This window comes from Citrobacter rodentium NBRC 105723 = DSM 16636 (genome assembly GCF_021278985.1).
Classification (GTDB): Bacteria; Pseudomonadota; Gammaproteobacteria; order Enterobacterales; family Enterobacteriaceae; genus Citrobacter_A; species Citrobacter_A rodentium.
In genome coordinates this window covers 3,182,578-3,209,133 of the sequence record NZ_CP082833.1, presented here as the reverse complement: position 1 = coordinate 3,209,133, position 26,556 = coordinate 3,182,578, and the positions used below count along the sequence as shown (strand labels likewise).

Sequence of the window (26,556 nt, the reverse complement as noted above, 5' to 3'; positions counted from 1 at the left end):
GCCCCTGATCTTAAAGGTGCAAAGACGCAAGACGCAGAATTTCGTTTTGCGTGGTGGTTTTAGTATCAACAATTCCGGAAACGAATCCGTTGCTCATCACCAGAATACGATCGGTTATCCCTAACAGTTCCGGCATTTCGGAAGAGATAATAATGATCCCTTTCCCTTTTTTCGCCAGTTCCGCAATTAACTGATAAATTTCAAACTTGGCGCCGACGTCAATCCCACGGGTAGGTTCGTCGAGCATTAAAATTTCCGGTTGGGTCAGCAGCCAGCGACCAATAATCACCTTCTGCTGGTTTCCCCCGGAAAGCGAACCAATTTGCGTCCGATGGCCCGGCGTTTTTACCCGCATGGCGTCGATAACCCATTGGGTATCGCTTTTCATGCGCGAATTATCCAGCAGGCCGACCTTGTTTTTATAATTGTGAATATTGGAAATTAACGAGTTAAAACCAATGTCCAGATAAGCATAAATGCCGGTGGAGCGGCGCTCTTCGGTGACCAGCGCAAAGCCGTGGTTAATAGCTTCGTTCGCCGTATGGTTATTAATTTTTTTGCCGTGCAGGGTAATGGTGCCGGAAGATTTCTCGCGAATGCCAAACAGCGTCTCCACGATATCGGTACGTTTTGCCCCCACCAGACCGGCAATGCCGAGAATTTCCCCTTTATGGAGATCGAAGGAAACGTCGCGAATTGAAGGCTGGCGCAAAGAGGTCAGGTTACGCACTTCCAGGATCACTTCGCCAGGTTTGTTCTCTTTGTCCGGAAAGCGCTGGTTCAGGGAGCGGCCGACCATCATGGCGATGATCTTGTCCATATCCAGTCCTTCCAGCGGCTGGGTGGCAATCCACTGGCCGTCACGGAGAACCGTAATCTCATCGCATAGCTGGAAAATCTCTTCCATTTTATGCGAAATATAGACAATGCCGCAGCCGCGATCTTTCAGCTTGCGGATAATGGTAAACAGATGATTAACCTCTTTCTCGGTTAACGAGGAAGTGGGCTCATCCATAATCACGATTTTTGCGTTATAGGAAAAGGCTTTGGCGATCTCGATCATCTGCATTTGCGAAACGGATAGCGTCCCTACCCGCGCACGCGGATCGATATCAATATCCAGCTCGTCAAATATCGCTTTGGTGTCACGATACATTTTATCCTGATCGACAAACATGCCTTTAGTGGGATAACGCCCCAGCCACATGTTGTCCATTACCGACCGCTGTAATACCAGATTTAATTCCTGGTGCACCATCGAAATACCATTTTCGAGCGCCTCTTTCGCCGAATGGAAGTCGATTTCTTTGCCCTGAAATATTATGCTGCCAGAATCTTTCTGATAGATGCCAAAAAGACATTTTAATAGTGTCGACTTACCCGCGCCATTTTCCCCCATTAATGCATGAATAGAATGCGGACGAACGCTTAAATTAACATTATCAAGTGCCTTCACGCCGGGAAAAGACTTGTTGATGCCGCGCATTTCCAACAAGTATTCGCCTGGCGATGGTGTAGTTGTGCTGACCATATTTATACCTTGTCGGCCTCGCAGGGTGCGTGATTAAAGGGCGCGATAGCGCTCGCGCCCGTCAGACTTACTTTTTGGAGAACTCGGCCAGGTTATCTTTATCAACGCCAACGTAAGGCACGCGGACGATTTTATTGTCGATTTTCCAGCTGGTGCCGTCAGCCGGTCCTTTACCGTCGGCGAGATTTTTCGCCAGATCGAAGGTCGCTTTCGCCTGGTTGTTAGCGTCGTTCAGCACCGTACCGGCCATTGCGCCGGATTTGACCAGCGCCAGCGCTTCTGGCAGCGCATCGACGCCAAACACCGGAATACTGGTTTTGTTATGCGCCTTCAGCGCTTCGACGGCGCCCATCGCCATTGCGTCGTTGTTCGCGATCACCACTTCGATTTTGTTGGCGTTCGGACCGGAAAGCCACGCGTCCATCTTATCTTTCGCCTGGGCGGTATCCCACATGGCGGTATCTAACTGCAACTGTTCGGTTTTAATGCCTTTGTCGTTCAGCTCTTTCACCACGTAGGTGGTGCGCGCTTCGGCATCCGGATGGCCCGGTTCGCCTTTCAGCAGAACGTACTGAATCTGACCGTCTTTGTTCAGGTCCCAGCCCGAATTGGCCGCCCAGTGCTTGGCGATCAGATCGCCCTGGATAATCCCGGACTCTTTGGAATCCGTACCGACATAATATGCTTTGTCATAGCTATCCAGCGCTTTACGGGAAGGTTCTTTGTTGAAAAAGACCACCGGCACGTTCTGACCGCGCGCTTTTTCAATCACCGTGCCCGCTGCCGCCGGGTCGACCAGGTTAATGGCCAGCGCTTTGACGCCTTTCGCCAGCAGGACGTCGATCTGGTCGTTTTGTTTGGACTGGTCATTTTGCGAGTCGTTCATCAGCAGCTGCACGTCCGGCGCCGCTTTCGCGTCAGCTTCGATAGCCTTACGCACCACGGACATAAAGTTATCGTCATATTTATAGATTGTCACACCGATGCGCGTATCAGCAGCGTGCGCAGCCGCGCCGAATAACATGCCCGCCATTACAGCAGAAAGGGTCAACACCTTCTTATTCATGGTAACTCCGGTTTTATTATGCAGGGTAGTGCTTCAGAGAAATGCCCGGCGGGACGTAACGTTATTGAAGTGTTAAGATTGCGCCGAGGCTCATTTTTAAAAAAAACGATCTTCCTTGCCCGGTAACGCTCCAGAAACAGGTATAAATTTCGTTTAAGGCCTGTTTACCTCGATGAAAGTGATTAATCACGATTACATCGTAGTTACACTGCCTCAAGCGGTGCCATCATAGCGACGCCAATGTTAATATACTGTGAATTTACTCACAGATTGAAAACGGTTACATCCACCGCTTCATAAGTTAGCGATCGCCGCCGCATTCTGCCGGGCGGAGACCGAATGACGCCGCACCAGCGTCGGCATAAAACAGTGGGTGGCGCAAGGGTCGAGGGTGTCTGCCGCCCCCTGTAACGCCAGCTCCGTCGCCAGCTTTGCCATCGAGGCAATCGGATAGCGCACCGTCGTCAGCTGCGGGTCGGTATAACGGGCAATGGGAATATCATCGAAACCAATCATCGAAAGATGCAGCGGAACAGAAATGCCGTTGTCCTTCAGCGCCGTCAGCGCGCCGGCTGCCATGCTGTCGTTATAGGCGAACACGGCGGTCAGTTGCAGGTTGCGTCCCAGCAGCTCGACCATTGCCGACTCGCCGCCCTGCATATCCGGCGTACCAACCCCAACCCAGCTTTCAGGCGGCGTAATTCCCTGTTCACTCAACGCGCTTGTCCACCCTTCCCGGCGCATATCGTCATCTTCAATACGATGGCTGGAGGCGAGATAGCCAATGCGCTGATGGCCGTTATTCAGCAGCATTCTGGTCGCCATTTTCGCGCCGCTGACGTTATCAAGGCAGACGCAGCGGTGAGCATAGCCGGCAACAATACGATTGATCAGCACCATGCCGGGGATCTGATCCATAAACGCGCCCAGCTCGTCGTCGCTGAGCGCTTTCGAATGCACGATCAGCGCATTACAGCGCTGGCGAATCAGAACTTCGATCGCATGGCGCTCTTTTTCCGCCTCATGGTAGCTGTTGCCAATCAGAACATATTTCTGATGCTGCTGGGCAACCATATCGACCGCTTTTACCAGCGCGCCAAAAAAGGCGTCCGACACATCCATTACCACCACGCCGATGGTTTCGCTGACCTGCGTGGCCAGCGCCTGCGCATTGGCATTTGGGCGGTAGCCCAGCAGCGATACCGCCTTCATTACCGCCTCGCGCGTATCGGGACTGACCAGCGCGCTGTTATTTAAAACGCGGGAAACCGTCGCCACGGATACGCCTGCCTGACGCGCCACATCACGAATGGTGATCATATTCACGACCCTGTTTACAATTGCAGTAGCTCACTGCATGACTGGCGGCTATTTTGTCAGCGGCGGAAGAAGGACTACGTGAGTGAGATCACAGGGATGAAAGCGCTTACATCCATTTTGTTAATGATTGTGATCCAGATCGTTATCCGGATGTATGGGAAGCAGATTGTCCTGCGGCACGCAGGGTCAACTGACGCCACAGCCACTCCACGGGCCCCTGCCGGAAATAGCGCAGCCAGATAACGGAGAAAAGCAGGTTCGCCAGCCAGACGGGGAAAACAAACAGCAGCAGTTCCAGCCGATCAAATTGCATAAATAAACCAAGCTGATAAAACAGCGTGGTACAGATGAGCGTTTGTAACAGGTAGTTCGTCAGCGCCATCCGTCCCACGCAGGCGACGGCAAAAACGATTTTCAGGCGGCAGAGCTGCGGCCAGTAGCCGAACATCAGCGCGGTATAGCCAAGCGTCTGAAACGGCGCGCTCAGCTCGCGCGGCGCCTGCAGCAGAAACGCGCACCAGCGATAGCTCCACGCCAGCTGCCACTGGGCGATTACCGCCGGAAAATTGATCAGCAGGCCGATAGCGATCAGGAGAAAACCGCTGCGCCGGTAGTGCGCCAGGCTGAACCGCCCCTGTAGCCAACCGCTGCGCATCAGCGCCGCGCCAAGCAGCATCATTCCCGCCAGCTGCCAGCCGTACTGCGCGCCCAGCGCCAGCAGGCTGTTTGACAGCGCCTCGACCCGATTGCCGATCGCCTCAACGCCGCCGTTGACCTTCCAGTACTTTTCATACAGCAGGGCCGAATCGTCCGGAGTCCAGGCGCGGCTGGTCTGGCTGTCGGAAATGGCGCCGAGCAACAGCAGCACGCCAATGCCGACCAGATAAAGCAATACGCCGGTATTGAACAGACTTTTCATCGAAGGCGCGTCGCGCACCAGCCGCCAGCAGATAAGTCCGACCAGGCCGTAGGCCAGCAGAATATCGCCGTCCCAGAACAGCAGCGCATGCATAAAGCCGAGTAATGCCAGCAGCGTCAGCCGCGCCTGAATCCAGCGTTTTCCGCGCGGCAGCAGCATTTGCAGACCTGCGCCGAACAGCAGCGCAAAGAGGGTGAGGAATTTGACCTGGGCAAACAGATCGAGGATGGCCCATGTCCAGCCATCCTGCGGCGTGATATCACCGTACCAGGCCGGATTGAGATAGGCCGCCTTTGGCAGGGCAAAGGCGCTGATATTGAGAAGCAGGATGCCAAGGATGGCGACGCCACGAACAAAATCCAGCGTGACATTGCGCTCCATAGCCCCTGCCTTACTCAGTTGTGATGACGTACGGCGCGCAAAAATTCCTGACGCGTGTTCTGGCTCGATTTAAACAGCCCGCCGAGCGAGGTGGTGGTGGTGGCGCTGGTCGCATCGCGGATGCCGCGCGCTTTCACGCAGTAGTGCACCGCGTCAATGGATACCGCCACGTTATTGGTGCCGAGCAGCGTTTGCAGCGCGGTAAGGATCTGCTGCGTTAAGCGCTCCTGCACCTGCGGACGCTGGGCGAAGAACTGCACGATACGATTGATTTTTGACAGGCCAATCACCGCATCTTTCGGGATATAGGCCACCGTCGCCTTGCCGTCGATGGTGACAAAATGGTGTTCGCAGGTGCTGGTGAGGGTGATGTCGCGCACGGTCACCATCTCATCGACCTTCATTTTGTTTTCAATGACGGTGATTTTCGGGAAATTCGCGTAATCAAGGCCGGAGAAAATCTCATCGACATACATTTTGGCGATGCGATGCGGCGTCTCCATCAGGCTGTCATCGCTCAGGTCGAGATTAAGCAGTTGCATGATCTCGGTCATATGGCCTGAGATAAGACGTTTGCGCGTTTCGTTATCCATCTCATGCACGGGGGGACGCAGCGGCGTTTCCAGCCCTCGCGCAACCAGCGCTTCGTGTACCAGAGCCGCTTCTTTACTGAGTGATGACATCTATTTTTCTCCTGCAGGTGTGGCGCCTCTGCCCTGCGTGGGGCAAAGTTTGTCGGCTGTTTAACAGCCCGATTATTGTGCGTGAGGCCGCGCACATAATCCAGTATTCACAACGATAATTATTGAAATCGCCGCTGCCTTTCATCGCCGAAAGCGGTTAAAACGGCGGCAGGTGTTAATTAAACGTTGTGCTGATGATGAAGCAAGTTTGCTTAATGCGAAAGTGAAAGTTACTCACAGCGCCCTGAATTCTCTGTATTATGGGGAAATCGCGAACATTTTGATCCAATACAATAAGGAACCACGCATGGAAATGCTTGAGGAGCACCGCTGTTTTGAAGGCTGGCAGCAACGCTGGCGACACGACTCCGCCACGCTGAACTGCGCGATGACGTTCAGCATTTTTCTTCCGCCTCCCCGCAAAACCACGCCGCCTCCGGTCCTGTACTGGCTTTCGGGCCTCACCTGCAATGATGAGAATTTTACGACGAAAGCGGGCGCCCAGCGGATAGCCGCCGAACTGGGAATAGTGTTGGTCATGCCCGATACCAGCCCGCGCGGCGAAAGCGTCGCTAACGATGAGGGCTACGATCTGGGCCAGGGCGCCGGTTTTTACCTTAACGCCACGCAGCAGCCCTGGGCCGCGCATTACAGAATGTATGATTACATCCGCGATGAACTTCCGGCGTTAATCCGGTCGCAGTTTAACGTCAGCGAGCGCTGCGCGATTAGCGGCCACTCGATGGGCGGTCACGGCGCGCTGGTAATGGCGCTGAAAAACCCCGGTAAATACACCAGCGTTTCCGCCTTCGCGCCAATTGTTAACCCATGCCGCGTGCCCTGGGGAGAAAAGGCCTTTTCCGCCTATCTGGGCGAGGATAAATCCGCGTGGGCCGAATGGGACAGCTGCGCGCTGATGTATGCCAGTAAGCCGGAAGAGGCGATTCCGACGCTGATCGATCAGGGCGACAGCGATCAGTTTCTCGCCGACCAGCTACAGCCCGCCGTGCTGGCGGAAGCCGCCCGCCAGACCGCATGGCCGATGACGCTGCGCATCCAGCCGGGCTACGACCACAGCTATTTCTTTATCGCCTCCTTTATCGAGGATCATCTGCGGTTTCATGCAGAGTATTTGCTGAAAGGATGATTTTCTTTTTCAGGCCCGGTAAGCGTCACCGGGCGCCGGGCCGTTTTATCCAGCCCGGCAGATTTCCCCTCTCCTTTTCTCCTTAACTTCTCCATTTTTTCTTCATCTTTGCTTCATATTTACGTTTACGTATCTCTTTGACTTTGCTTATTTTTCTTAAAAAATCAGATAAAAACAAATGATTTCAATTATCATTTGTTTTTACAAACATTGATTATTTTGTACAATTCTTCCGCTTCTTTACCGCAAAGAGTTCTTAAAAGACAAATACATACAGTTGTCATGGCTTTCTTATGGCACGCGGTTTTTTACTCGTTTAATGGAATGACAAAATGACCATACCTCACGTTAAGGCTCTGGCCGTCGCAGTCGGCGCGGCGTGCCTCCCGACGCTCGTCCAGGCAGCCGATCAGGATACCGTCGTGGTGACGGCCACCGGGTTTGAACAGAAAATCCAGAACGCCCCCGCCTCCATTTCGGTTATCACCAAACAACAGCTCGAAGATAAAGCCTACCGCGATGTCACCGACGCGCTGAAGGACGTGCCCGGCGTCGTCGTCACCGGCGGCGGCAGCAAAAGCGATATCAGCATTCGTGGCATGGCGTCGCAGTACACCCTCTTCCTGGTCAACGGTAAGCGCATCAGCACGCGCGGCACCCGCCCGAACAGCGATAACGCCGGGATTGAGCAGGGCTGGCTGCCGCCGCTGGAATCTATCGAACGTATCGAAGTGATTCGCGGCCCGATGTCGTCGCTGTATGGCTCCGATGCGATGGGCGGCGTGATTAACGTGATCACCAAAAAAGTCTCTAATACCAAAGGCTGGACCGGCTCGCTGCACGGCGACGCCACCTTCCAGGAAAACAGCGATTCCGGCGATCTGTTCCAGACTAACGCTTACGCCTCCGGCCCGCTGATCGACGGCCTGCTTGGGGCGAAAGTTACCGGCCTGCTGTCGCGCCGGGCGGAAGATAAGATTGAGAACGGCTATAACGAACAGCGCCTGCGTAACGGCGCCCTGACGCTTAACTTCACGCCGGATGAGAAAAACGACTTCGACCTTGATATCGCCCGCGAATTGCAGGATCGCAACAGCACCCCTGGCGAATCAATGGCGGCAGAGTCCTGCCGCAACGGCGTCTGTAAGCCAAACAGCAAAAGCGAAAGCCGCTATGAGCACACCACCTACTCGCTGACCCACAGCGGCTACTACGAAGATTTCAACAGCACCAGCTACATCCAGCAGGAAGAGACGAACAACCCTGGCCGTGAGATGAAGTCTTACAACACCATCTTCAACAACCAGAACCAGATCTTCCTCGGGGCGCATACCCTTACCGTCGGCGGCCAGTACCGCTATGAAAAACTGCGCGATAACGGCAACCAGCTGGAAGCCGCGGACGGTCTGAGCAAGCTGACCCGCTGGAGCTGGGCGCTGTTTGCGGAAGACGAATGGGCGATGACCGACAGCTTCGCGCTGACCGGCGGCATCCGGATGGATAAAGACGAAAACTACGGCGACAACTGGACGCCGCGCGGCTACGGCGTCTGGCATCTGAACGATCAATGGACGCTCAAAGGCGGCGTCTCCGCGGGCTACCGCGCGCCGGATCTGCGTCAGTCCTCGGCAAGCTGGGGCCAGGTCACCGGCGGCGGCAGCCGCAACGGGATCATTGTCGGCAACCCGGATCTGAAACCGGAAAAAAGCCTGAGCGAAGAGCTGGCGCTGCTGTGGGACAACGGTGAGAACCTGAATGCGGGCATCACCCTGTTCAACACCGATTTCAAAGATAAGATTACTGAAGTACGCCGCTGTAACAGCAGTGCCGATCCGTCCTGCACCATCGGCAGAACCACCTACGATTTTGTCAGCGATCGCGTCAACGTTGATGAAGCCAATATGCGCGGCGTGGAGTCCACCTTCGGCTGGAAAATCACCCGCGATCTCAACTGGACGGCGAACTACACCTATACCGAATCTGAGCAAAAGAGCGGCCAGTTCTCCGGTAAGCCGTTAAACAAGATGCCAAAGCATATGTTTAATACCACCCTGGACTGGCAGGCGACAGAGGATGTGGGCCTGTGGAGCCGCGTCAACTTCCGAGGAAAAACCTCTGAGTATTTGAGTCGCACGGATATAGCGCAAGGGACGCCCTCCTATACCCAGGTTGATGTCGGTCTGCGCTATAACGCCAACAAAAACCTGCAGGTCACCGCTGGCGTCTATAACGCGCTCGACAAACAGATTGATTATGACACTTACGACACGGTGCTCGACGGTCGCCGCTATACCGTTGGCCTGACCTACAATTTCTGATCGACAGGCAGCAAAAAGCCCGCTAAAAAGCTAATGCCGTTCACTTAAGCGGTGCGGCATTGCGTTTCACCGGATAACGGGTTTTTGATATCTTAACCGCCCTCGGCCTTGATGGTCGGGGGCGTTTTGTTATGAACACCGCTTCCAGAGCCCCCCGCAGATGCTCCAGCCGTTTCGGGATGGTCCCCGGTGACACCGTATTTCCCAGCACTATCATTTCTGTGGCGATAAACTGGAACGCGAACTTAAAGCTGATTTCCGACGCCGCTTTTTTGTGTTTCTCCGTTGCTTTTGTTGCCTCACGCCGTATCAGATTATAAGCCAGCAACATGCCCCACACCTCCTGTTCCAGCAACTCAACCTTCCGGCTTCTCAGTACCAGAGCGTTATTCAGCAGGCTGCTTTTCAGGTTTCTGAACCCGACTTCGATTTCCCATCTTGAGTGATAAAGCTCTGCCACCTCTCTGGCCTTATAACGGTCTGCCTGAAGTGACGTCAGGACCGTTTTTTCCACTCCGTTCAGTTCATAAGTTACCGCCCGCGCATACCAGTATTCCGGCAGCGAAGGATTCTTTTTCCTTGCCTGTGGTGACACTTTCAGTTTCAGAAGCCGGTCTCCGGGACCGTAACTTTCTTCCGTTTCTGCTGCGATATTCTTCCAGGCGGGCAGCAGCCAGTGGCGGTTACAACCCTGCCGGTTCAGCGACAGCAACAGGTCTGCGCTGTAGAACAGCTTGTCAAACAGCGTAATGGAGTTATCCGGAATGGTGACGAGCATTGAGTGGGCCAGCAGGGTTTCGCTCCGTCGGTAAGGCGCGGTCGCGGCATCCAGCAGAATGTGACTACCCAGGTTCATTAAAGCCACCAGACGCATTACCGGGTATGCGCTTTGCCGCTCAGTGGATGTGTTGGCAGAGCCATAATGTTCACGCAGCTCAGGTTCATCAGGTGTCCTGAACTGTGCGCCATCGATGGCAAAAAGTTGCAGGCCATGCCAGTCATCTTTCTGGTAACGCTCAGTTCCCCATGTCTGCGCGGTCTGGCGGAAAAGCCATTCCACCGGTGCAGCACCCACGCGCTGACGCGCCTGGGTGACAGCGCTGCGGGCCAGCAGGTTCATCCCCGCTTCACCATCCGCGCTCAGGTTCAGACGACGAACCACATCGGTAATCGACTCATTACGGAAGAAGGCCATAGCCACGACCATCCAGATAACCATGTCGCCAGGTAAACGACGGCGGCGAACGGTCGCATGTGCAGAAAGAGTCAGGCAGTGTTGTATCCATTCGACGGGAAGATGCTGAGCAAACAGTTGTGCAGAAGGGGGCGGCATCAGCGGATGGTCGCTGAAATCGAGCAGGTCATTGAGAAGTGGCATAAGAAAACGGCTCCCTGTTGTGGAAGCCGTTATAGTGCCGCAGATTAAGGATCGGTCAACCGATCCTTAACTGATCGGCATTACAACGCGTTGGGGCTTTTTTCATATGCCGGATGACGAGGTAAACGTTTTATCCGGCCTGCAAGTCACATTCACTATTTCTTCAGACGCTCAGGAAAGCGCATCTCGCTGTAGCGAACGAAGTGGGTCCCCTTCACCAGCTTGTAGCCAAACCAGATAACCAGGAACAGCGGAATACCGATATAGGTTGCCGCCACGCCGCCCCAGTCGATAGTGTCTTTCAGAAACGCTTCGTAGTTCTGACCGAGCGTAATGATCAGGCACAGCACAAAGGCGAAGATCGGCCCCAGCGGGAAGAAGCCCGAGCGGTACGGCAGATCGTTAACATCGTTGCCCTGCAACACATAGCCGCGACGGAAACGATAGTGGCTAATCGCAATGCCCAGCCAGGCGATAAAGCCGGTCATCCCGGAGGTATTGAGCAGCCACAGATAGACCGTCTGATTGCCGAACATGGAGGTCAGGAAGCACAGACCGGCAATCACGGTGGTGGCGTATAGCGCGTTACGCGGTACGCCGCCGCGGGACAGCTTCGCGAAAATACGCGGCGCTTTGCCGTCGCAGGCCAGGGTGTACAGCATACGCGTTGAGGCGTACATCCCGGAGTTGCCCGCCGACAGCACCGCCGTCAGGATCACCGCGTTCATGACCGCCGCCGCCGAGAGCAGACCAGCATGCTGGAATACCAGGGTGAACGGACTGACGCTGATGTCTTTCACATCGTTGCGCAGCAGGCTCGGATCGGTATACGGAATGATCAGGCTGATGATCAGAATCGCAAACACATAGAACAGCAGGATTCGCCAGAACACCTGGCGCACCGCGCGCGGAATGTTCTTCTCCGGGTTTTCAGACTCCCCGGCGGCGATACCGATAAGCTCGGTCCCCTGAAAGGAGAAACCAACAATCATCGCCACGCCGATCATCGCCGCAAAGCCGCCGGCAAACGGCGCGTCGCCGGTTGTCCAGTTACTCCAGCCCACCGGCTGTACGCCTTTAAAGATGCCGACAATCATCATAATGCCGACGATGATGAAGATAATGACGGTCGCCACTTTGATCAGCGAGAACCAGTATTCCGCTTCGCCAAAGCCGCGCACCGAGATGTAGTTCAGCAGGAAGATCACGCCGAGGAACAGCGCGCTCCAGATCCAGCCCGGCGTATCCGGGAACCACCAGTTCATCACCAGCTGTGCGGCCACCAGGTCGACGGCGATAGTCACCGCCCAGTTATACCAGTAGTTCCAGCCCAGCGCGAAGCCGAAGCCTTCTTCGACATAGTTCTGACCGTAGGTGGCAAACGAACCGGATACCGGCATAAATGCCGCCAGTTCGCCGAGACTGGTCATCAGGAAGTAGACCATCAGGCCAATCAGAATATAGGAAAACAGCGCGCCGCCTGGACCCGCCGCGGAAATGGTTGCACCGGATGCAACGAAAAGACCCGTACCGATGGAGCCGCCGATGGCGATCATCGTCAGGTGACGCGCCTTCAGTTCGCGACGTAGCGCGGGCGCTTCTGTGGTTTTAGTTTCAGAAACCATGTGAAAATGCTGTCCATCCAAAAAATGAGGCGCGATTGTAGCAGACGAAACGCTAACCTTCCGGCACAAATGCGCAGTTATAAGAGACCTTCATGACTGGCCGCGGATTATAAGTAAAGTGTAGGTCGGAGAAGGCATTTTAGCGTCGCCACCCGGCTAAAGTGGAAAGATAAAGCCGGATGGCGGTCAAGGGTTATTCGCAGTAGCGCAAAAAACGTTGCAAGGCGCTGGAGAGATGTTTCTGCCGATGACGAATGCGCCACAGGGTACGTACCAGCCGCGGCAGCGGCGCCGCAACCTCACTTAATGTCCCTGCCTGTAGCTGTTCCTCTATAACCCGCCGCGACAGGCAGCTGATGCCCAGCCCGTGGCGCACGGCGTGTTTAATGGCTTCGGAATTGCCCAACTCCATCGCCATCTCGAATTTTGGTAAATGCGACAGCAGCAGGTAATCAACGATTTCCCGCGTGCCGGAGCCGCGCTCGCGCAGGATCCAGGGGGCGGCGGCAAGCTGCTCTAGGGTCACCGGCCCTTGCGTCAGCGGCGAGAAGGGGGCGGCGAATACCACCAGTTCATCTTCCAGCCAGGGTTCAGACACGATCTCCGTATTGTGGCATGGGCCTTCGATCAAGCCGATATCGACGCGAAAATCCAGCACCGCGGTAATCACGTCCTGACTGTTGCCGACGCTCAGTTCCAGCGGTAAATCGGGGAAGTCCCGCCGGTAGCGGGCAATCACCGCCGGCAGAATATAATTGCCGATAGTGCTGCTGGCATAAACGCGAAGCGCGCCGTTCTCTTCACGAAACAGCTGCTCAATTTCCGTGGCCTGTTCCAGCAGCGCCAGCGCGCGCGGGTAAAGCAGGCGTCCATGTTCATTCACCACCAGACGCTTGCCCACGCGATCAAAGAGCTGAACGCCAAGCTGTCCCTCCAGATCGGTCAGCGCAGCGCTGACCGCCGACTGAGACAACGCCAGCATAACCGACGCCTGGGTCGTCGAGCCGCTTTTTAACACTTCGGTGAATACTTCCAGCTGTCGCAGGGTGATGTGCATGGTCGCTTACCACTTATAAAGATTAATTATAAATATATAATCAATTTTATTTTTAAACCAGTACGCCGTAACCTTTTGTCCATCAAGAGGAGAAGGTTATGACAGAACTCACCTTAACGCATCATCGACGTACAGCGTGGCATTTTATTCCGGGGCTTGCCCTGAGCGCAGTAATTACCGGATTCGCCCTCTGGGGGGGTTCCATTCCCGCCGTGGGGGGGGCCGGGTTCAGCGCCCTCACCTTAGCGATTCTGATCGGCATGGTGATTGGCAATACCGTCTATCCGCATATCTGGAAAAGCTGTGACGGCGGCGTACTGTTCGCCAAACAACATTTATTGCGTCTGGGGATCATCCTTTACGGCTTTCGCCTGACTTTCGCCCAGATTGCCGATGTCGGGGTTAGCGGGATCGTCATTGATATCCTGACGCTCTCCAGCACCTTTATGCTGGCCTGCTTTCTGGGACAAAAAGTGTTTGGCCTGGATCGCCATACCAGCTGGCTGATTGGCGCAGGCAGCAGTATCTGCGGCGCGGCGGCGGTGCTGGCGACCGAACCGGTGGTAAAAGCGGAAGCAAGCAAAGTGACGGTGGCGGTCGCAACGGTCGTTATCTTCGGTACGCTGGCGATCTTCCTCTATCCGGCGATGTATCCGCTGCTGGCGCACTGGTTCAGCCCGGAAACCTACGGCATTTATATTGGTTCCACCATGCATGAAGTGGCGCAGGTGGTCGCTGCCGGTCATGCCATTAATCCGGATGCGGAAAACGCGGCGGTAATTGCCAAAATGCTGCGCGTAATGATGCTGGCGCCGTTCCTGATTATTCTGGCGGCCCGCGTTAAACAGCTTTCACCGGTAAGCGGCGCGGAAAAAAGCAAAATCACCATTCCGTGGTTTGCAGTTCTGTTTATTGTGGTAGCGATTTTTAACTCGTTCCATCTGCTGCCGAAAGCCGCTGTGGAGATGCTGGTCACCCTGGATACGGTCCTGCTGGCGATGGCGATGGCGGCGCTCGGACTGACCACCCACGTCAGCGCGCTGAAAAAAGCGGGTGCCAAACCGCTGCTGATGGCGCTGGTGCTGTTCATCTGGCTGATTGTCGGCGGCGGCATGATTAATCTGTTTATACACAGCGTTATAATGTAATGGATTGATTTTAAAATATTAATTTAATCTGAAAAGTAAAAATCTTCCTTTCGGGACACAGCAGAGACAGATCGTCTCTGCTGTATTGTTCGTTCTGAATGACCTGAAAAGGAAAAGAGAGCGATGAGTACAACTCAGCGCGAGCGACGCAAAGTTATTCTCAATATGGAATTCTATAGTACCGGTAAAGATCTCATTTTCTGGAGGTGGATGGATCATGCGTTACGATAAATTCCTTTCCGCGCTGCTTATCATCGCTTCACCATTGCTGGCAAATACTCAGTTGGCCGATTCCCCGACGGCGGTGCGTCTGCGTGCGGAAGCAACGCTTGAGCATCGCCTCCGCTTCTGCCGTCAATTTGAAAAGCATCAATTGAACGAAGTAAACTGGTTTGATTTCTGGCTCCAGTCGCAGTCAGTTGACGTCAGAAAAAAGGCGCTCCAGGATTTATATACGAAAGCCAATGAACGATGCTACGGCGCAGAGCGTGACGCTTACTCAATAGCGCTCATTAAATACACTGCCATTACGGGAGACAAAACGCTCCTTGATGAATGGATTCGTTTCTACTCCGAACCTCCGACGAGGGATATCCCGCTATCCATTCCTGAAGCCGAATATGAGAATCAACTCGACCGGCTTTCGCAGCTTCCGGCGTTTTACATGCCGTTTGCTCCGCTCCCGGCACTGGATGCTATTGCCCCCGACCAGGAGTTAATGCTGGAATACGCCGTTCAACAAGCGTTCGAACGCAATCCTTATATAGAAGGGCTTATCATTAACGGATTGCACATCCAGTAACGTAAAACCCCTGTAAATCCGTTATCATGCCGTTTTCCATGGCGGATTAAACAGGAGTCCTCAATGAAGTATATCGGAGCACACCTCAGCGCCGCTGGCGGTCTGGCAAACGCCGCGATTCGCGCCGCTGAAATCGACGCGACGGCCTTCGCGCTCTTTACCAAAAACCAGCGCCAGTGGCGTGCGGCCCCGCTTACCGCGCAAATCATTGATGACTTCAACGCCGCCTGCGAGAAGTACCATTACACCGCCGCGCAAATCCTGCCGCACGACAGCTATCTGATTAACCTCGGCCATCCGGTCAGCGAGGCGCTGGAAAAATCCCGCGATGCGTTTATTGATGAAATGCAGCGCTGCGAGCAGCTCGGTTTGTCGCTGCTGAACTTTCATCCGGGCAGCCACCTTCAGCAAATTCCCGAAGACGAATGTCTGGCGAAAATTGCCGAGTCGATCAATATTGCCCTCTCCCGCACGCAGGGGGTCACGGCGGTCATAGAAAATACCGCCGGACAGGGCAGCAATCTTGGTTTCAAGTTTGAACAGCTCGCGGCGATCATCGACGGCGTGGAAGATAAATCCCGCGTCGGAGTCTGCATTGATACCTGTCACGCCTTCGCGGCGGGCTACGATTTACGTTCTGCTGAACAGTGTGAAAAAACGTTTGCCGAATTTGAACGTATCGTCGGCTTTCAGTATCTGCGTGGAATGCACCTTAACGATGCCAAAAGCACATTCGGCAGCCGCGTTGACCGCTATCACAGCCTGGGGGAAGGCAATATTGGTCATGAGGCGTTCCGCTGGATTATGCAGGACCCGCGTTTCGACGGCATTCCGCTGATCCTCGAAACCATCAATCCCGATATCTGGGCGGAAGAGATCGCCTGGCTGAAAGCGCAGCAGACCGAATCGGCGGAAGCGTTACCATGAACGACAGGGAAAAACAGATCCTCAAAATCCTGCGTCGCAACCCGCTGATCCAGCAAAACGAAATTGCCGATATTTTGCAGATCAGCCGTTCACGCGTCGCCGCGCATATTATGGATTTAATGCGTAAAGGGATGATTAAAGGCAAAGGTTACATCCTCACCGAACAGGCCTATTGCGTGGTGGTGGGCGCGATTAATATGGATATTCGCGGCGTGGCGGATATCCATTATCCGCAGGCGGCGTCGAACCCCGGCACCATCCAGTGCTCTGCGGGCGGCGTCGGGCGTAATATCGCCCATAACCTCGCCCTGCTGGGTCGCGACGTGCATCTGATATCCGCTGTCGGCAGCGATTTTTACGGCGAAACCCTGCTGGAACAGACGCGACAGGCAGGGGTGAATATCTCCAGCTGTATCCGGCTGCACGGGCATAACACCGCCACCTATCTCTCCATCGCCAGCCAGCAGGAAGAAACGGTACTGGCAATCAACGATACCCATATCCTGCAACAGCTGACGCCGCAGCTGCTGAACAGCTCCCGCGATTTGATCCGTCATGCCGGCGTGGTGCTGGCCGACTGCAATCTGACGCCAGAAGCCATTGAGTGGGTCTTTACGGTTGCCGATGATATTCCGGTGTTTATCGATACGGTTTCCGAGTTCAAGGCCAGCAAGGTGAAAAGCTGGCTTTCGCGCATCCATACCCTGAAACCGACGCAAAAAGAGCTGGAAATTTTATGGGGCCATCCTGTTCACAGCGAAGCGGAGCGGGTCGCCGCCGTTAACGCCCTGCATCAGCAGGGCGTACAGCAGATTTTTGTCTGTCTGGAAGATGAGTCGGTATTTTGCAGCGCCAAAGGCGGCGAACAGTTCCTGCTCACTCCGCCTGCGCATACGGTGGTGGACAGCTTCGGCGCCGACGACGGCTTTATGGCAGGGCTTATATACAGCTTCCTCGAAGGCAGCGATTTTCGGGAAAGCGCCAGGTTCGCGATGGCCTGCGCGGCGTTATCCCGCGCCAGCGTCAGCATCAACAACCCCACCCTTTCCGCCGATAACGCCGTTTATCTCTTAACGCACAGCGCCTGAGCGCGCTGTGCTCTCAGGCCGGATACGACGCGAAGCGTCGCTATCCGGCACTGTCCGCTACGCCAACCCGATAAAGAACCCGGCGATTGTCGCGCTCATCAGGTTAGAGAGCGTGGCTGCCGCCAGCGCCCGCATCCCTAACTGCGCAATTTCCGGCGCGCGTCGGGGAGAAATTGCCGAGAACGCCCCGACGACCACGCCAATAGAGCCAAAGTTAGCGAACCCACAGAGCGCAAAGGAGATGATGGCGATAGTTTTTACATCCAGCGTGCTACCGGCCTGTAACCAGGGTGAGAAGTTCAGATAGGCGACAAACTCATTAATCGCCAGCTTCTGGCCGATCAGGCTTCCGGCCAGGGTCGCATCGCTCCAGTCAACGCCCATAATCCACGCCAGCGGCGCGAGAATGTAACCAAAAATGCCTTCAAGCGTGGCTTCCCCGTAGCCAAACCAACCGCCAATTCCGCCGATAATGCCGTTAATCAGCGCGATGATCGCCACAAACGCCATCACCACCGTCGCCACGCCGGCTGCGATCTTCAGTCCGGTCATCGCGCCGCTGGCCGCCGCTTCAATAATGCTTTTGGGCGGCGTTTCGGTGAACGACAAATTATCAAAGGTGACCTGTGATTCTTCCGTCGCCGGACTCAGTATCCGGGCAAACAGGATGCCGCCCGGAATGGCCATTAACGATGCGGCCAGCAGATAGTCGATCGGTACGCCCATGCCGGCATAGCCAATCATCATCGATCCGGCAATGGAGGCCATCCCGCTGCAAATGGCGGTAAACAGTTCATTACGGTTGAGACGGTCAATAAACGGCTTCACAATCGCCGGGATCTCGTTCTGGCCGAGGAAAATGGTGGTGACCGCCACGAACGATTCGATTTTGCTGATATTCAGCGCTTTCTGGAAAATGCCGCCGAGGATACGGATCAGCAGCCCCATCACGCCGATGTAGTAAAGCAGGCTGATTAGCGCCGTAACAAAGATAATGGCGGGCAGCACCCGAAAGGCGAAAATAAATCCTGCGCCGTCAAACAGGACATCCATTTTGGGGCCGACCAGCGAGCCAAAAATAAATGCGCTGCCCGCGTCGCTGTAGGACATCACTTTATGTACGCCCAGCGCGGCCTGCTCCACCAGCCATTTTCCCGGTGGAAAATAGAGCATAATCCCGCCGATGGCGATTTGCAGAACCAGCGCCGCCCCCACGGTGCGCAGGCTTATCCGCTTTTTGTTGACTGACAATAACCAGGCGATCGCCAGCAATACCACCATCCCCACAAGACTTCTCATTATGTCCATAATGATTTCCCTTCATGCCAGGAAACCCGGCGCCAGGCCGGGTTCAGGTAAGTTCGGGCGACCGCACCCTGCCCGTGCGTGTTTATCAGACGAGACGCTGGTACTCTTTCGCAATCTCGCAGGCCAGTACGGCATTGTTGAACACCAGCTGGATGTTTGACTTCAGGCTGTCGCCGCCCGTCAGCTCCGCCACGCGCGCCAGCAGGAACGGCGTACTCTCTTTACCCACCACGCCCTGCTCTTCGGCTTCCCTGACCGCCTGGTCAATAGCGGCGTTGATTTCTTCTTCCGCCATCGCATACGCTTGCGGAATGGGATTCGCCACCACCAGACCGCCGTTCAGACCGGTCTGCCACTTCACCGCCATCGCCCGGGCAATCTCCTGCGCGCTGTCGAGACGAATACTGACCTCAAACGGGCTGCTACGGCAGAAAAATGCCGGCAGCGCTTTGGTCTGATAGCCAATTAACGGCACGCCGAAGGTTTCTAAATATTCGGTGGTTAAACCGAGATCGAGAATGGATTTCGCACCCGCGCAAACCACCGCCACACTGGTATGCGCCAGCTCCTGTAAATCGGCGGAAATATCAAACGTGCGTTCAGCGCCACGATGTACGCCGCCAATTCCGCCGGTAGCAAAGACTTTAATTCCGGCCAGCGCGGCAATAATCATTGTCGATGCGACGGTCGTTGCGCCATTTTTTCCGGCGGCCACCACAAACGGTAAATCACGGCGGCTCACCTTCGCGACGTTATGCCCTTCGCGTCCTAATAATTCAATTTCGTCTTTGCTCAGGCCTACTTTCATCACGCCGTTAATAATGGCGATAGTTGCCGGAACCGCGCCATGCTGACGAATAGTTTCTTCAACTTCGATTGCCGTTTGCGCATTTTGTGGGAAAGGCATACCGTGAGAAATTATCGTCGACTCCAGCGCCACCACAGGCTGGTTATTATTTAAAGCTTCCTGTACTTCTGGAGAAATATGGAATAGTTGCGGTGAAAGCGTTAATTCAGACATTCAGTGTTCTCCACTAGCGTTTTAACGTTCGTAACGGATAATTCAGGGTTATTGGTATATTCACTGGCTAACGCCATCGACGAACACCCTTGGGCAAAGCGAATGGCATCCACAAACGGCATTCCCTCCACCCAGCAGGCGGCAAGTCCGGCCATCATGGCATCGCCCGCGCCGGTGACGTTGACTACCCGGGTTTTTATCGGCGGCGACCAGCCGCTCTCGCCCTGTTTTTCGCTGTAATACACCCCGTCGCCACCCATGCTGAGCACCAGCCGGTTCAGCCCATGCTCATGAAACCAGGCCGCCACCTTCGCGACGTCCTCACGTCCGGCGAGCGCAATGCCGCTGAGGGTTTCCGCCTCCAGACGATTGGGTTTGAGGGTGTGGATCTGCGATAAACGGTGGCGAATTTTGCCGCATTTCCATGCCGATACCGGGTCAACAAACACCGGCGCATCGCCTGCATTCTCCAGCAGCCACTCAAGCGCCTGCTCGCTAATATTGCAGTCCGCAACAATGACCTTCGCGCCGCGGATAAAGTCAGTGTGCTGCGCAAGAAAGGCGGCGGATATATGTTCGGTAATACTCATATCATTAATCGCCACCAGCATTTCGCCGGTATTATCGAGAAGCGATAAATAACTTGAGGTACTCTCTCCCGGAACGATTAAACACTTGTCAACCTGCACCCCGGACTGATGAGTTTGCGCTAACAGCGAGCGGCCATAAAAATCATCGCCCACGGCGGTCATCAGCCAGCAATGCTTTCCCAGTAAAGCGAGATTATGCGCAATATTGCGCCCCACGCCGCCCGGCGTGAATTTTATTTTTCCCGGATTAGAATCCGCATAATTTAGTGAAGCCAGCGAATATCCGGCAACATCCATATTCGCTGAACCAATGGTAATGATATATTCCTTTTCGCGCATAGCACGCCCTCTGGTAAAGAAATACCATAACAATGAGAGTACAAAGAGTGCCGCAAGCTCCGGTAAAAAAATTATTAGAGCATATGTTTAATATCAAACACGTGTTTATGGTAAACCTGTTTTTATGAAAGTAAACGGGCTGACAAGCGCAAAAACTGGCAGTTATGAACAAAGTCACAATTTTTAATAGCTCGCGTATGCAGGAATGATGAAGAGTGAGAGAAGGGACACAAAACGGCGCAAAAAAAGGGCAGAGAAGACTCTGCCCTGACAGGAAAGGTAAAATCAGGCCGCTTTCGCAGCGATCTCTGCTTCCGGACGTTTCAGGAAGGCATAGGCCAGACCGGCCACCAGCGTACCGGCGACAATCGCCAGCAGATAGCCCAGCACCGGGCTAATCGCGCCGGGGATCAGCAGAACAAACAGACCGCCGTGCGGCGCCATCAGCTTCGCGCCTACCGCCATAGAGATTGCCCCCGTCAGCGCGCCGCCGACGATACAGCAAGGCAGAACGCGCATCGGATCGCGGGCGGCAAACGGAATCGCCCCTTCGGTGATAAAACAGAGGCCGAGAACCAGCGCCGCTTTTCCGCCTTCCTGCTGCGCCTTATCGAATTTACGTCGCGCAACGATCGTCGCCAGGCCCAGCGCCAGCGGCGGCACCATGCCGGCGGCCATAATCGCCGCCATCGGCGCGTAGGTTTGCGTACTGAGCAGACCGACGCCAAAGGCGTATGCCGCTTTGTTGACCGGGCCGCCCATGTCGGTGCACATCATCCCGCCGAGAATTGCGCCCAGCAGCACCGCGTTGGCGGTTCCCATGGTTTGCAGCCAGTGGGTCAGACCAGCAAGGATCCCGGCAACTGGTTTACCGATGAGATAGATCATCGCCAGACCCACCACCAGGCTGGAGATCAGCGGAATGATCAGAATGGGCTTCAGCGCTTCCATACTCTGCGGCAGTTTCAGCTGCGTACTGATGCCTTTTGCCACGTACCCGGCAAGGAAGCCGGCGATGATGCCGCCAATAAAGCCGGAACCGGTGCTGACAGCCAGCATCCCGCCAATCAGACCCGGCGTCAGGCCAGGGCGATCGGCAATCGAAAACGCGATGTAACCCGCCAGTACCGGCACCATCAGCGCGAACGCGGAGTCGCCGCCAATCTTCATCAGCGCCGCCGCCAGCGTACCTTCCACTTTGAAGGCTTCAATACCAAAGACAAATGAAAGCGCGATGCACAGGCCGCCCGCCACCACCATCGGCAGCATGTAGGAGACGCCCGTGAGCAGGTGACGATAGGCGCCAGCGCTCTCTTTTTTCCCTTCCGCAGCAGCACTCTGCGCTTTTGCGGCGGGCTGATACGGCGTTGCTTCCGCCACCGCTTTATCCAGCTCCTGAGCGGTTTTCTTCAGCGCCAGGCCGGTAGAGGTGCGGTACATCGGCTTACCGGCAAACTTTGCCAGATCCACTTCAATGTCTGCCGCGACGATCACCAGATCGGCCTGCGCCACCTCTTCCGGCGTAATGGCATTGCCTGCGCCAACGGAACCACGGGTTTCAACCTTTACCCACCAGCCGCGTTTTTTCGCTTCGGTTTCAATGGCTTCTGCCGCCATAAAGGTATGCGCGACGCCGGTCGGACAGGCCGTTACCGCCACCACGCGTTTTGGACCGCTGGAGGACGCGACCGCTGTCGCTGCAACCGGCGCGCTGTACGGTTTAGCGTGCCCTTTGGCTTCACTGAGAAACAGTTCAGGGTGGGCGACCGCGCGGGCAATATCGCCCAGCCACACCTTTTTGCCGTTCAGCGCGCTGTCCTGCGGAATCTGGTCGCCCAGCACGATCGCCAGCTCAGCGTCGTTCGGGTTATCGATAATCTCCAGATGTGCTTTTTGTGCCGCCGCGCCAAGCAGGGTTTTCGCCATATAAGCGCGGGCCTGCCCGAGGTTAGCGTCAATAATCAGCAGCGTTTTCATTGTGCCTCTCCTGCTGTCAGTTAAACGGTTGTAAGTCGACGCGCGCCATCATTGCGGCCAACTGAGGACGATCGGTAATGCCCACATTGCTCTGACTGACCGCCAGCGCGGCAACGGCAGTCGCCAGACGCAGCGTATGTTCACTGGATTCACGCATCAGCAGGCCATAAATCAGGCCGCCGACCATCGAGTCGCCTGCGCCCACGGTGCTCACAACATCCACCGCTGGCGGTCTGGCAATCCACTCGCCTGACGCATTCACCCACAGCGCGCCTTCCTCGCCAAGAGAGATCACCACGTGGGCGATGCCCTGTTCACGCAGCGCGTGCGCCGCTTCGATAACGTCTTTCATTTCCGGCAGCTTACGACCCGCCCAGATTTCCAGCTCGCGGCGGTTGGGTTTCACCAGCCACGGCGCGGCCTTCAGGCCTGCGACCAGCGCTTCGCGGCTACTGTCAAAGATAATGCAAGGACACTGGCTGCGCAGGCGCGTCATCCAGTCGGTGAAGGCTTCCGGCGTAACGCCAGCCGGCAGGCTACCGCTGACGCAGACCATGTCGAACTGACCGAGCCAGCTCAGGGAATCATTAACAAAGCGATCCCAGTCGGCGGGGGTGACGTCAAAGCCGGAGAAATTGAAGTCGGTAACTTCGCCGTCTTTTTCCGTCAGCTTCACGTTGATACGGGTACGCCCCTGCACCACCTGAAAACGGTTGGCGATGCCCAGCTCGCTGAACAGCTGCTGAAAACCGTCCTGGTTATCTTTGCCGAGGAAGCCGCCCACGGTGACGTCAATGCCGAGATCTTTCAGCACTTTGGCAACGTTGATGCCCTTGCCCGCCGCGTGCAGGCCGGTGGTTTTCACCAGGTTAACCTCACCGCGCTCAATTTCCGGGCAGAAGCCCACCAGATCGTAGGCCGGGTTCAGGGTGATAGTGGCAACACGTCTGCTCATTATGCGCCCTCCCCAAGACCGGCGGCGATGGCGTCGCCGATCGCTTTCAGCGCCTGTTCAGCATCTGCGCCCTGTGCGGTAAAGCGCAGGCGATGTCCTTTCTTCACCCCTAACGCCACAACTTTCATCAGGCTACGGCCATTAGCCGGTTTGCCGGTTCCATCAAGGTTTGTCACGGTAATTTCACTGTTAAATTGTTTAATCGTATTGACCAGCATGGTCCCCGGACGGGCATGTAAACCATGCTCGTTGCGCACGACAAATTCAGCGCTCAGCAGCGAATCGGTCAGCGCGTCATCGCTGGTCAGCAGAGCCAGCAGGGTCGCGGCATCGGCGTTCAGCAAACGGTCAGCTTTATTGTCGAGCAGCAGATCGCCCAGACGCTTCAGCACGGCCACTGGCCGATCGTCAGCCATCGCCACGGTCAGCAGTAGCGCCGCTTTTTCGCCTTCCACCTCAAACGCGTTCGCGGCCCGGCTAACGGCAATCGCGCTGCGCAGGTTGCCTTCGGCGCTGTCGCTCAGCCAGACGCCCTGCCCCAGATTCATCGGCTGCTCGTTAATCGCTTTTGCAACGAACGCGGCATCCACCGCCCCCGCTTCTTTCAGACGCGCGGCGTTCAGCGCCTGTAGCGTCACCAGGGAACTGGCCGCCACATCCAGCGTCAGCGTGTCGTTGTCCAGCTTCAGCTGTTCGCTCTGCTTTTCGCCCATCAGCAGCGCCCGCAGCTCTTCAGCAGTAGCGGCGGTTTTCAGCTGTTCAGCAACGGAATCATCGCTTAACACATGCGTCAGCTGACGCAGCAGCCCGAGATGCTCATCGGAGCTGGCGGCGATGCCAATCGCCACATAAGCCACCTGGCCTTCCCCCCAGGTTACGCCCTGCGGAAACTGAAAGACCTGTACGCCGGTTTTCAGCACCTGGTCGCGCGTGTCGGTGGTGCCGTGGGGGATCGCAATCCCGTTGCCGAGAAAAGTGGAGGTTTGCTGCTCGCGCGCGAGCATACCGTCAACATAGCCTTCAGCCACGTTGCCCGCCTGCACTAAGGCCATCGCAACCTGACGAATAGCCTCCTGTTTGTCTCCGGCCTGCTCGCCGGGATGGATGTCCTGAACGGATAACTGGAACATGGTTCTCCTCTCCTGCCAAATTGAAACGATTCAGCTTATATGAGAAAAAAGGCGCGTACCGGCTTCATTCACGGAAACAAGGCAGCGCTGAAACGTTTCAAGAAGTCTTGCGCTTTACGCTCCAGCACGCAAGTAATGGGTGGTTTTTGATCGCAAAAATTAGATCTGCTGCACAGATTCGCGCCATTGCTTACATGCTGCTGAAGACAGCAGCGCATCGTTTCGTCTAGGCTTCAGCAGCGTCAGCAAAATGAAAAACGGAATGAAATGCCATTTTGATTTTTCGTGTCGAATTTGATTCAGGCATCTGTTTATTTGTCGTCAGGCGGCGTAAACTCCGCGTCTCGTCACATCATTGATACTGAACCATGCATAACACCCCCGCTGCCGCCACGCCAAAAGCGTTCGACCTGACGTCTACGGCCTTCCTTATTGTCGCCTTTCTCACCGGCATCGCTGGTGCGCTCCAGACCCCGACGCTGAGCCTTTTTCTCACCGATGAAGTTCATGCGCGTCCGGCCATGGTGGGGTTCTTTTTTACCGGCAGCGCCGTGATCGGCATTCTGGTGAGCCAGTTTCTGGCGGGTCGTTCAGATAAAAAAGGCGATCGTAAAAAGCTGATCGTCTTCTGCTGCGTGCTGGGGATGCTGGCCTGCGTGTTATTCGCCTGGAACCGCAACTACTTTATCCTGCTGTTCGTTGGGGTGTTTCTCAGCAGCTTCGGCTCAACCGCCAACCCGCAGATGTTTGCGCTGGCCCGCGAGCACGCCGACCGCACCGGGCGCGAAGCGGTGATGTTCAGCTCTATTCTGCGCGCGCAGGTATCGCTGGCCTGGGTAATTGGTCCGCCGCTGGCCTACGCGCTGGCGATGGGCTTTAGCTTCACGGTGATGTATCTGAGCGCGGCGGTAGCGTTCGTCGTCTGCGGCATGATGGTTTGGTTCTTTTTGCCGTCGATGCGCAAAGAGTCCACGCTGGCGACCGGCACGCTGGAAGCGCCCCGCCGCAACCGCCGCGATACGCTGCTGCTGTTTGCGATCTGCACTTTAATGTGGGGCACCAATAGCCTGTACATCATTAATATGCCGCTGTTTATCATTAATGAACTACATCTTCCGGAGAAGCTGGCGGGCGTAATGATGGGCACCGCCGCCGGGCTGGAAATCCCAACTATGCTGATCGCGGGCTACTTCGCCAGACGTCTCGGTAAACGACTGCTGATGTGCATCGCCGTCGCCGCTGGCTTTTGCTTCTATGGGGGGATGCTGCTCGCCCACTCGCCGATAGTGCTGCTGGGCTTACAGCTGCTGAACGCCATTTATATCGGCATTCTCGGCGGTATCGGCATGCTCTATTTTCAGGATTTGATGCCCGGCCAGGCGGGTTCCGCCACCACCCTTTATACCAATACCATCCGCGTGGGCTGGATTATCGCCGGTTCGCTGGCGGGGATTGCCGCCGAGCTCTGGAACTACCACGCCGTATTCTGGTTTGCGCTGGTGATGATTATCGCCACGATGGCGTGCCTGGCGCGGATTAAGGACGCTTAAGGCGCGGTCAGCGCTTCCAGTTCGATAAGCCAGGTCATCGCCTGTTCTGCCGATGCGCCACACATTTCGGCACTCGGCTGTAGCCCCGCGCAGACTTTCGGGCGCAGCGGCGAGCCGAAAATTTTACACCGCTGACGTTCGTCAAGCTGAACGCATGGCGTGTTGGCAGGCTTGCCGTTGGGCATTCCGGGGATGGGGCTGGAAATGGATGGGGCGGTGCAACACGCTCCGCAATCCGGACGGCATTCCATACAGACTCTCTTTTATGACCTGAAGTATGACGGATATGTCATCCG

22 protein-coding genes are annotated in these 26,556 nt (G+C 55.6%); 7 read left to right on the top strand and 15 right to left on the bottom strand.

Annotation, left to right across the window (positions count from 1 at the left end; genetic code table 11):
- Positions 1 to 10: 10 nt before the first annotated feature.
- From mglA to folE, 5 genes are all read right to left on the bottom strand, one after another.
- On the bottom strand, positions 11 to 1,531 hold the full coding sequence (gene mglA, locus K7R23_RS15075) for a galactose/methyl galactoside ABC transporter ATP-binding protein MglA (RefSeq protein WP_012906476.1): 1,521 nt from the start codon (positions 1,529 to 1,531) through the stop codon (positions 11 to 13).
- Positions 1,532 to 1,598: 67 nt separating this feature from the next.
- Positions 1,599 to 2,597, bottom strand: coding sequence for a galactose/glucose ABC transporter substrate-binding protein MglB (gene mglB / locus K7R23_RS15070; protein ID WP_012906477.1), 999 nt, complete (start codon positions 2,595 to 2,597; stop codon positions 1,599 to 1,601).
- Between the two features lie 294 nt (positions 2,598 to 2,891).
- On the bottom strand, positions 2,892 to 3,917 hold the full coding sequence (gene galS, locus K7R23_RS15065; protein ID WP_012906479.1) for an HTH-type transcriptional regulator GalS: 1,026 nt from the start codon (positions 3,915 to 3,917) through the stop codon (positions 2,892 to 2,894).
- A 142-nt stretch (positions 3,918 to 4,059) separates the two neighbouring features.
- Positions 4,060 to 5,217 (bottom strand): DUF418 domain-containing protein YeiB, encoded by a 1,158-nt coding sequence (gene yeiB / locus K7R23_RS15060; protein ID WP_012906480.1) that lies wholly within the window; start codon positions 5,215 to 5,217, stop codon positions 4,060 to 4,062.
- 14 nt (positions 5,218 to 5,231) lie between these two features.
- On the bottom strand, positions 5,232 to 5,900 hold the full coding sequence (folE, locus tag K7R23_RS15055) for a GTP cyclohydrolase I FolE (RefSeq protein ID WP_012906481.1): 669 nt from the start codon (positions 5,898 to 5,900) through the stop codon (positions 5,232 to 5,234).
- A 307-nt stretch (positions 5,901 to 6,207) separates the two neighbouring features.
- Between folE and fghA the strand changes: the two genes are divergently transcribed.
- Together fghA and K7R23_RS15045 are read left to right on the top strand one after the other, a co-directional pair.
- Positions 6,208 to 7,047 (top strand): S-formylglutathione hydrolase, encoded by an 840-nt coding sequence (gene fghA / locus K7R23_RS15050; protein WP_012906482.1) that lies wholly within the window; start codon positions 6,208 to 6,210, stop codon positions 7,045 to 7,047.
- A gap of 332 nt (positions 7,048 to 7,379) precedes the next feature.
- The gene (locus tag K7R23_RS15045) at positions 7,380 to 9,365 is read left to right on the top strand and encodes a ligand-gated channel protein (RefSeq protein WP_012906483.1); all 1,986 of its coding nucleotides are present in this window, start codon (positions 7,380 to 7,382) and stop codon (positions 9,363 to 9,365) included.
- Positions 9,366 to 9,405: 40 nt separating this feature from the next.
- On the opposite strand, the gene K7R23_RS15040 is transcribed toward K7R23_RS15045, so the two are convergent.
- The 3 genes from K7R23_RS15040 to yieE form a co-directional block, all read right to left on the bottom strand.
- Entirely contained in the window at positions 9,406 to 10,743 is a 1,338-nt protein-coding gene (locus K7R23_RS15040; protein WP_012904641.1) for an IS4-like element ISCro3 family transposase, read from the bottom strand.
- 155 nt (positions 10,744 to 10,898) lie between these two features.
- The gene (gene lysP, locus K7R23_RS15035) at positions 10,899 to 12,368 is read right to left on the bottom strand and encodes a lysine-specific permease (protein ID WP_012906484.1); all 1,470 of its coding nucleotides are present in this window, start codon (positions 12,366 to 12,368) and stop codon (positions 10,899 to 10,901) included.
- Between the two features lie 193 nt (positions 12,369 to 12,561).
- Positions 12,562 to 13,425, bottom strand: a complete 864-nt coding sequence (yieE, locus tag K7R23_RS15030; RefSeq protein WP_012906485.1) for a DNA-binding transcriptional regulator YeiE — start codon at positions 13,423 to 13,425, stop codon at positions 12,562 to 12,564.
- Positions 13,426 to 13,523: 98 nt separating this feature from the next.
- On the opposite strand from yieE, the gene K7R23_RS15025 reads away from it, so the two are divergent.
- The 4 genes from K7R23_RS15025 to K7R23_RS15010 all read left to right on the top strand — a co-directional run bounded on the left by K7R23_RS15025 (position 13,524) and on the right by K7R23_RS15010 (position 17,390).
- On the top strand, positions 13,524 to 14,573 hold the full coding sequence (locus K7R23_RS15025; protein ID WP_012906486.1) for a YeiH family protein: 1,050 nt from the start codon (positions 13,524 to 13,526) through the stop codon (positions 14,571 to 14,573).
- Positions 14,574 to 14,790: 217 nt separating this feature from the next.
- Complete coding sequence (locus tag K7R23_RS15020) at positions 14,791 to 15,375, top strand: hypothetical protein (RefSeq protein ID WP_012906487.1); 585 nt, start codon at positions 14,791 to 14,793, stop codon at positions 15,373 to 15,375.
- Positions 15,376 to 15,438: 63 nt separating this feature from the next.
- Complete coding sequence (nfo, locus tag K7R23_RS15015; RefSeq protein ID WP_012906488.1) at positions 15,439 to 16,302, top strand: deoxyribonuclease IV; 864 nt, start codon at positions 15,439 to 15,441, stop codon at positions 16,300 to 16,302.
- A complete protein-coding gene (locus tag K7R23_RS15010; protein ID WP_012906489.1) occupies positions 16,299 to 17,390 on the top strand; it encodes a sugar kinase in 1,092 nt (363 codons plus the stop codon). The genes nfo and K7R23_RS15010 overlap by 4 nt, the downstream gene beginning before the upstream one ends.
- A 57-nt stretch (positions 17,391 to 17,447) precedes the next feature.
- Here the strand turns inward: K7R23_RS15010 and K7R23_RS15005 are convergent, their stop codons facing one another.
- From K7R23_RS15005 to fruB, 6 genes are all read right to left on the bottom strand, one after another.
- Positions 17,448 to 18,698, bottom strand: coding sequence for a NupC/NupG family nucleoside CNT transporter (locus K7R23_RS15005; protein ID WP_012906490.1), 1,251 nt, complete (start codon positions 18,696 to 18,698; stop codon positions 17,448 to 17,450).
- 85 nt (positions 18,699 to 18,783) lie between these two features.
- Complete coding sequence (locus K7R23_RS15000; protein ID WP_012906491.1) at positions 18,784 to 19,719, bottom strand: pseudouridine-5'-phosphate glycosidase; 936 nt, start codon at positions 19,717 to 19,719, stop codon at positions 18,784 to 18,786.
- Positions 19,707 to 20,648, bottom strand: a complete 942-nt coding sequence (locus tag K7R23_RS14995; protein ID WP_012906492.1) for a pseudouridine kinase — start codon at positions 20,646 to 20,648, stop codon at positions 19,707 to 19,709. The genes K7R23_RS15000 and K7R23_RS14995 overlap by 13 nt, the downstream gene beginning before the upstream one ends.
- 285 nt (positions 20,649 to 20,933) lie before the next feature.
- A complete protein-coding gene (fruA, locus tag K7R23_RS14990) occupies positions 20,934 to 22,625 on the bottom strand; it encodes a PTS fructose transporter subunit IIBC (protein WP_012906493.1) in 1,692 nt (563 codons plus the stop codon).
- A gap of 16 nt (positions 22,626 to 22,641) precedes the next feature.
- The gene (fruK, locus tag K7R23_RS14985; RefSeq protein WP_012906494.1) at positions 22,642 to 23,580 is read right to left on the bottom strand and encodes a 1-phosphofructokinase; all 939 of its coding nucleotides are present in this window, start codon (positions 23,578 to 23,580) and stop codon (positions 22,642 to 22,644) included.
- Complete coding sequence (gene fruB, locus K7R23_RS14980) at positions 23,580 to 24,710, bottom strand: fused PTS fructose transporter subunit IIA/HPr protein (protein WP_012906495.1); 1,131 nt, start codon at positions 24,708 to 24,710, stop codon at positions 23,580 to 23,582. Before fruB ends, fruK begins: the two co-directional genes overlap by 1 nt.
- 368 nt (positions 24,711 to 25,078) lie before the next feature.
- Here fruB and setB point away from each other — a divergent pair, with 368 nt between their 5' ends.
- Positions 25,079 to 26,260: a sugar efflux transporter SetB gene (setB, locus tag K7R23_RS14975; protein ID WP_012906496.1), complete on the top strand. Its 1,182-nt coding sequence runs from the start codon at positions 25,079 to 25,081 to the stop codon at positions 26,258 to 26,260.
- On the opposite strand, the gene K7R23_RS14970 is transcribed toward setB, so the two are convergent.
- Positions 26,257 to 26,511, bottom strand: a complete 255-nt coding sequence (locus tag K7R23_RS14970) for a YkgJ family cysteine cluster protein (protein ID WP_012906497.1) — start codon at positions 26,509 to 26,511, stop codon at positions 26,257 to 26,259. The two genes, setB and K7R23_RS14970, sit on opposite strands and share 4 nt — an antisense overlap.
- Between the last annotated feature and the right edge of the window lie 45 nt (positions 26,512 to 26,556).

Coding starts and splice junctions, on each gene's coding strand:
- mglA (WP_012906476.1), bottom strand. CDS start 1,531: ATGGTCAGCACAACTACACCATCGCCAGGCGAATACTTGTTGGAAATG.
- fruA (WP_012906493.1), bottom strand. CDS start 22,625: ATGAAAACGCTGCTGATTATTGACGCTAACCTCGGGCAGGCCCGCGCT.
- K7R23_RS15005 (WP_012906490.1), bottom strand. CDS start 18,698: ATGGACATAATGAGAAGTCTTGTGGGGATGGTGGTATTGCTGGCGATC.
- K7R23_RS15025 (WP_012906486.1), top strand. CDS start 13,524: ATGACAGAACTCACCTTAACGCATCATCGACGTACAGCGTGGCATTTT.
- folE (WP_012906481.1), bottom strand. CDS start 5,900: ATGTCATCACTCAGTAAAGAAGCGGCTCTGGTACACGAAGCGCTGGTT.
- setB (WP_012906496.1), top strand. CDS start 25,079: ATGCATAACACCCCCGCTGCCGCCACGCCAAAAGCGTTCGACCTGACG.
- fghA (WP_012906482.1), top strand. CDS start 6,208: ATGGAAATGCTTGAGGAGCACCGCTGTTTTGAAGGCTGGCAGCAACGC.
- K7R23_RS15010 (WP_012906489.1), top strand. CDS start 16,299: ATGAACGACAGGGAAAAACAGATCCTCAAAATCCTGCGTCGCAACCCG.
- K7R23_RS15045 (WP_012906483.1), top strand. CDS start 7,380: ATGACCATACCTCACGTTAAGGCTCTGGCCGTCGCAGTCGGCGCGGCG.
- nfo (WP_012906488.1), top strand. CDS start 15,439: ATGAAGTATATCGGAGCACACCTCAGCGCCGCTGGCGGTCTGGCAAAC.
- yieE (WP_012906485.1), bottom strand. CDS start 13,425: ATGCACATCACCCTGCGACAGCTGGAAGTATTCACCGAAGTGTTAAAA.
- galS (WP_012906479.1), bottom strand. CDS start 3,917: ATGATCACCATTCGTGATGTGGCGCGTCAGGCAGGCGTATCCGTGGCG.
- K7R23_RS15040 (WP_012904641.1), bottom strand. CDS start 10,743: ATGCCACTTCTCAATGACCTGCTCGATTTCAGCGACCATCCGCTGATG.
- K7R23_RS15020 (WP_012906487.1), top strand. CDS start 14,791: ATGCGTTACGATAAATTCCTTTCCGCGCTGCTTATCATCGCTTCACCA.
- K7R23_RS14970 (WP_012906497.1), bottom strand. CDS start 26,511: ATGGAATGCCGTCCGGATTGCGGAGCGTGTTGCACCGCCCCATCCATT.
- K7R23_RS14995 (WP_012906492.1), bottom strand. CDS start 20,648: ATGCGCGAAAAGGAATATATCATTACCATTGGTTCAGCGAATATGGAT.
- fruB (WP_012906495.1), bottom strand. CDS start 24,710: ATGTTCCAGTTATCCGTTCAGGACATCCATCCCGGCGAGCAGGCCGGA.
- lysP (WP_012906484.1), bottom strand. CDS start 12,368: ATGGTTTCTGAAACTAAAACCACAGAAGCGCCCGCGCTACGTCGCGAA.
- yeiB (WP_012906480.1), bottom strand. CDS start 5,217: ATGGAGCGCAATGTCACGCTGGATTTTGTTCGTGGCGTCGCCATCCTT.
- K7R23_RS15000 (WP_012906491.1), bottom strand. CDS start 19,719: ATGTCTGAATTAACGCTTTCACCGCAACTATTCCATATTTCTCCAGAA.
- fruK (WP_012906494.1), bottom strand. CDS start 23,580: ATGAGCAGACGTGTTGCCACTATCACCCTGAACCCGGCCTACGATCTG.
- mglB (WP_012906477.1), bottom strand. CDS start 2,597: ATGAATAAGAAGGTGTTGACCCTTTCTGCTGTAATGGCGGGCATGTTA.